The following is a 4,384-nucleotide window of genomic DNA, read 5'->3' on the forward strand; positions in this document are numbered from 1 at the left end:
GAGCTCTTCGGTCTGCACCTGCGTGCCCTGGTCCTCGACTCCAACCTGGACCACACCGCGGGAGTCGCGGACAGCCTCGTGCCGGAGAACCTGGCCCTCGAGCGGTCCTTCACCGATTTCGCGGCCTGGTGTCAGCGCACCCCGTCCTGCGTCCTGCACGACCGGGACGTGCCGGCCTTCTGGGACGACCTCTACGCCAAGGCCGCCGCGGGCCAGTTGGGCTGGCTGACGCCCAAACAACTCCGATGGGAGATCTCATGGGCGATGTACGACCCGGCGAGGTGGTTCAGGCTGGCAGAGTTTCTCAAGTCGGCCGCGGAGGGTGCTCCAGCGACCCTGTCGACCCGATCGACGGAGTCGAAGGAGCTGTCGAAAACCACGCAGCCGATCTGGTGCGGTGACTGGCAGTGGAGCGAGGCCGACAGCTACGCGGCGCTGAGCGCGTACCGGGCACAAGCCGAAGCCGTCGCGCCACACACCCGGTTGACCCCGTTCTACGAAGACGTCCTCGCCTGCCTCGGCTGGACCGGTGCGGTGAACAACCCGCAACGTCCACTGCGCGTACCGCACGCCCCGCCGATCCTGATGACCAACAGCCTGCACGACGTGGCCACGCCCTACGAGTGGGCGCAGAACGTCGCCAGCCAACTGCCCACCGCCACCCTGCTCACCTACGACGGCACCGGACACGGCAACTACCTGCTGAGCACCTGCGCCCGTGCAGCGATCGACACCTACCTGCTCACCGTCCATACTCCGGACCCCGGCACACACTGCCCGGCGGAATGGCCCACCGGCGAGCCAACCGACACCACGCGCTCGAACGCGCCCACCATGCGCTGAAGCGCACAACGCTGGAGCAAAACAGCTTCTCGACTCACATTGCAGCAAAGCTTGCTGTTTGGGTTGCATTGGGTTGTGCCGCACGGATGAATGACGCAGTAATCCACCCGTGCGGCAGAACCACTATCAAGGCACCGCGCAACTACAAAAAAACCATGTGAGCCGACCGCTGTGCGGCGACGCCATCGCGATGAACATCGTCATCGGTCCACTCCCGCAGCAGGCTCTGCCCGACTTTCGGACCGGCGTGCCGTAGCGCCGGCCGCGCACCGGTGCCCGAGCCGGGTCGTACGCGGCTCGCCGTCGCAACGCGACGACGAACGCCTCCGCGACCAGGTCGTCGGCTGTGTCGACACCGACTCGTCCCCACGAGGTAGCCGCGCGACCATGGCGCACATCACTCTCGCGGCCTCGCTTCCGCAGCGCTGAACAGTCCGTTCGCAGAACCGTCGAACTGCTTGCAGCAGATCGACCCCCACGCGGTGTCTCCATGGGCGAGGTCAGTTCCTCACCACAGTGACCCGAAGGGGATCTCGCGTTGACACGCTCGCATCTCAGCGCAGAGCCGGCGGCTGCCGTGCCTGCCGCCACGGCAGCCGTTCCCACTCGTCACGCCGCATCTTGAAAAGCAACCTGCTTATCGGCCGGGTTCACGCCACGTCGGGCACAACTGACGAGCGCGGTGATGCAACCGCCATTTCCCGGCCGTCGTCATCTTCACGATGACAGCGCTTTTCCAGCTTCTGCTCCGAAAGGAAGAACCGATGACTGGCGATCACCGACGTGGCGACGCCACTTCCCGCAATGATTCCGCCGAGCAACGCGGCAGAGTGAACGTTCCCCGGCACGGCCTGCCGGGGTCGCCCGAACTGTCGACGCCGGGCAGGCGCGCCTTGACCGGCGACCAGGTGCGCCACCAGCGGGAGCCCCAGTCCCCCACCGACGACCAGATCAGCGGGCGGCGTAGGACCGATGTCACCGCAGTGCCGAACGGTCCCCAGCGAGCGGGTGCCTGGCAGAGCCCTGCCCGACTCCCGGAGCGGGACGGATCTCACCGGCGTCCACCGCACGCCCAAGGCCATCCGGTTTCCGGTCCGGCCGCCATCGGCGTTGCCCGGCCGGTGCCGGCGCAGGTGGAGGCAGTCGGCCCGCGGCAGGGTGGTCCCACGACCAGCCGCGCCGAGCACATGGCCGACGCGCTCGAGCTCAAGGCCGTCCCGATTGCTCCGGCGGCGGCTATGCGCAAGGTCGAGAAGCGCGGAGAGATGGACCCGCTGAGCCTCACCACCGAGATGGAGGCCATCGGCGACGACGTGAAGAAGCGGCGCGAGGTGGACCACACCCTCGCCCGGTTCTCCGCGGTGCACGACGAACTGCTCGAGCAGGAACGCCTACGCGACGAGCGCCGGGCCAAGCTCATGCCGTGGGCCAAGGACGCCGACGATGAAGAACTCGGTGACGAAGCGACGCAGGTCACCGAGCCGGTCGCACTCGACGAGAAACCCGGTGGGCGACGCCCCTCCGGTCACCGGCCGCGGCAGCGCGCGCTCATGCGCGTCGCCAGGATCGGAGCGATCGCGGCCTCGGCCGTGGTGTTCGCGGGGACGGGCGTCGGCTGGGGTGCGATGCGGTGGGCCGACTCCAAGATCCAGAAGGTCGACGCGCTCGGCGGCAACGCGCAGGCGGTCGTGCAGGCCGAGAAGCAGCTCGGTGACGAGAACTTCCTGCTGGTCGGCTCGGACACCAGGGCCGGTGCGAAGCCGGGCGACAACGTCGGCACCCAGGAGGAGGAAGGTGGTGCGCGATCCGACGTGATCATGCTCGCCCACATCCCCAAGGACCGCAAACGCATGGTCGTCGTGTCGTTGCCGCGCGACGTGCGCGTCGACCGTCCCGCGTGCCGCAGCTGGGACTCCGACACCGCGCGGTACGCGGGCCCGCTGGCGCCGGAGAACGGCGTGATGGCGAACTCCGTGTACGCCACCGGCGGACCCGAGTGCGTCGCCAACATGATGACCCAGCTGACCGGCCTCAAGATCAACCACTTCGTCAGCATCGACTTCGTCGGCTTCCGCGAGATGTCCACGGCGATCGGCGGCGTGGAGATCTGCACCCCCACCAAGATCGTCGACGAGAAACTCGGCGTCGTCATCGACAAGCCCGGCAAGCACCTGCTCCAGGGCAACCAGGCACTGCAGTACGTCCGCGCACGGACTGTGGCCGGTGACAGCGGCACGGACTTCGAACGCATCAAGAGACAGCAGCAGTTCCTGTCGTCGATGCTGCGCGGTGTTCTGTCCAACGAGGTGCTGCTCAGCCCGGCCAAGCTCAACAACTTCGTCAACGCGCTCACGAAGTCCACGGCCGGCGACAACATCGACGTCGCCTCACTGCTGGAGCTCGCGACCTCGTTGCAGGGCCTCGACGCCGGCCGCGTGTCGTTCGTGACGATGCCGCACTGGACCGACGACAACAAGCTGATCAACGACCCCAACGACAACATCGAGCGACTGAAGGACGACGACGTCAAAGCGTTGTTCCAGACCATCATCGACGGAACCCCGCTGCCGCAGGAGAAGACCGATACCAAGCCCGGGGAGGCGAGCACTCCTGTCCAGCAGCCGGACACCCAGGTCACCCCCGGAGAAGTTCAGGTGCAGGTGCTCAACGGCGATCCGTCGAACAGCGGCGCTGCCGCCAGGACGTCGAACGCGTTGAAGCAGCAGGGGTTCACAGTCGTCAAGCAGGACAACGCGCCGGAACCGGCACCGAAGACGATCATCAAGTTCGCCAGGGGCAGCGAGACGAAGGCGGCCACGGTGAAAGCCGCGGTGCCCAGCGCGGAACTGGTGCAGGCACCCGAGCTGGGTGGTGCGATCCAGCTGGTGATCGGGAAGAACTTCGACGACAAGGTCCAAGCACCTTCCGCGGGCGACCAGCAGGGCACCCCGCAGCGAGAAACCCAGGCGCAGCCGGGACTCGACCTGTCCGTCGTGAACGCCGCACAGAACCCGTGTGCGGCAAAGTGATCCACCTGCCGTGGTGGCACCGATGCCGCTGGACGCACCGTGCTGACTGCGACGCGTCCAGCGGCTTCCCCACGGCATCGTCAGCGGGAACGACGATCTCCGCACATCCGGGCGGGACTCACAGCGGGCAAGGAACGAGTTCCACGCTGATCCAACCGGGCTCGGTGATCGGAGACCACAGCTCGGAGGAGTAGTCGTACTTCTCGACTTCTCCGCTCCAGTCCAGCCTGAACAGGGCGTCCGTCGTCAGGGCGAAAGTCTGCCCGCTGTCGCCGATGGGCTGCCATCCCGTGCCGTCGAGGTAGAGCCAGGCATCGGTCCCCAGCACACCGGTGGCGACCAGCCCGTAACCGCCGGCATAGATGTTCCCCGCACCCGCACCGATGCGAACCCACCCGGTGGAGACGGTCCACTCGAAGACCGCGCCGCGGTCCATCGAGAGACCGAAGAGCGCCTTCTCACCCACCGCGAACTCGCTGCCGCCCGCACCTACCCGCGTCCAAGTCCTGTTC

3 protein-coding genes and 1 pseudogene are annotated in these 4,384 nt (G+C 67.2%); 2 read left to right on the top strand and 2 right to left on the bottom strand.

All coding sequences use genetic code 11. The annotated features are described in order from the left end of the window. On the top strand, positions 1-843 hold an 843-nt coding region (locus VF330_RS33130), incomplete at its 5' end, for an alpha/beta hydrolase (RefSeq protein WP_330855653.1). A gap of 650 nt (positions 844-1,493) precedes the next feature. Here the strand turns inward: VF330_RS33130 and VF330_RS33135 are convergent. Continuing rightward, complete coding sequence (locus tag VF330_RS33135) at positions 1,494-1,664, bottom strand: hypothetical protein (protein WP_330855654.1); 171 nt, start codon at positions 1,662-1,664, stop codon at positions 1,494-1,496. A 312-nt stretch (positions 1,665-1,976) separates the two neighbouring features. On the opposite strand from VF330_RS33135, the gene VF330_RS33140 reads away from it, so the two are divergent. Further along, positions 1,977-3,872: an LCP family protein gene (locus VF330_RS33140; protein ID WP_330855655.1), complete on the top strand. Its 1,896-nt coding sequence runs from the start codon at positions 1,977-1,979 to the stop codon at positions 3,870-3,872. 118 nt (positions 3,873-3,990) lie between these two features. Here VF330_RS33140 and VF330_RS33145 read toward each other — a convergent pair. Further along, a pseudogene (locus VF330_RS33145) lies at positions 3,991-4,384 on the bottom strand (hypothetical protein); the annotation flags it as partial.

Origin of the sequence: Lentzea sp. (assembly GCF_036380075.1) — a bacterium.
Taxonomy (GTDB): domain Bacteria; phylum Actinomycetota; class Actinomycetes; order Mycobacteriales; family Pseudonocardiaceae; genus Lentzea.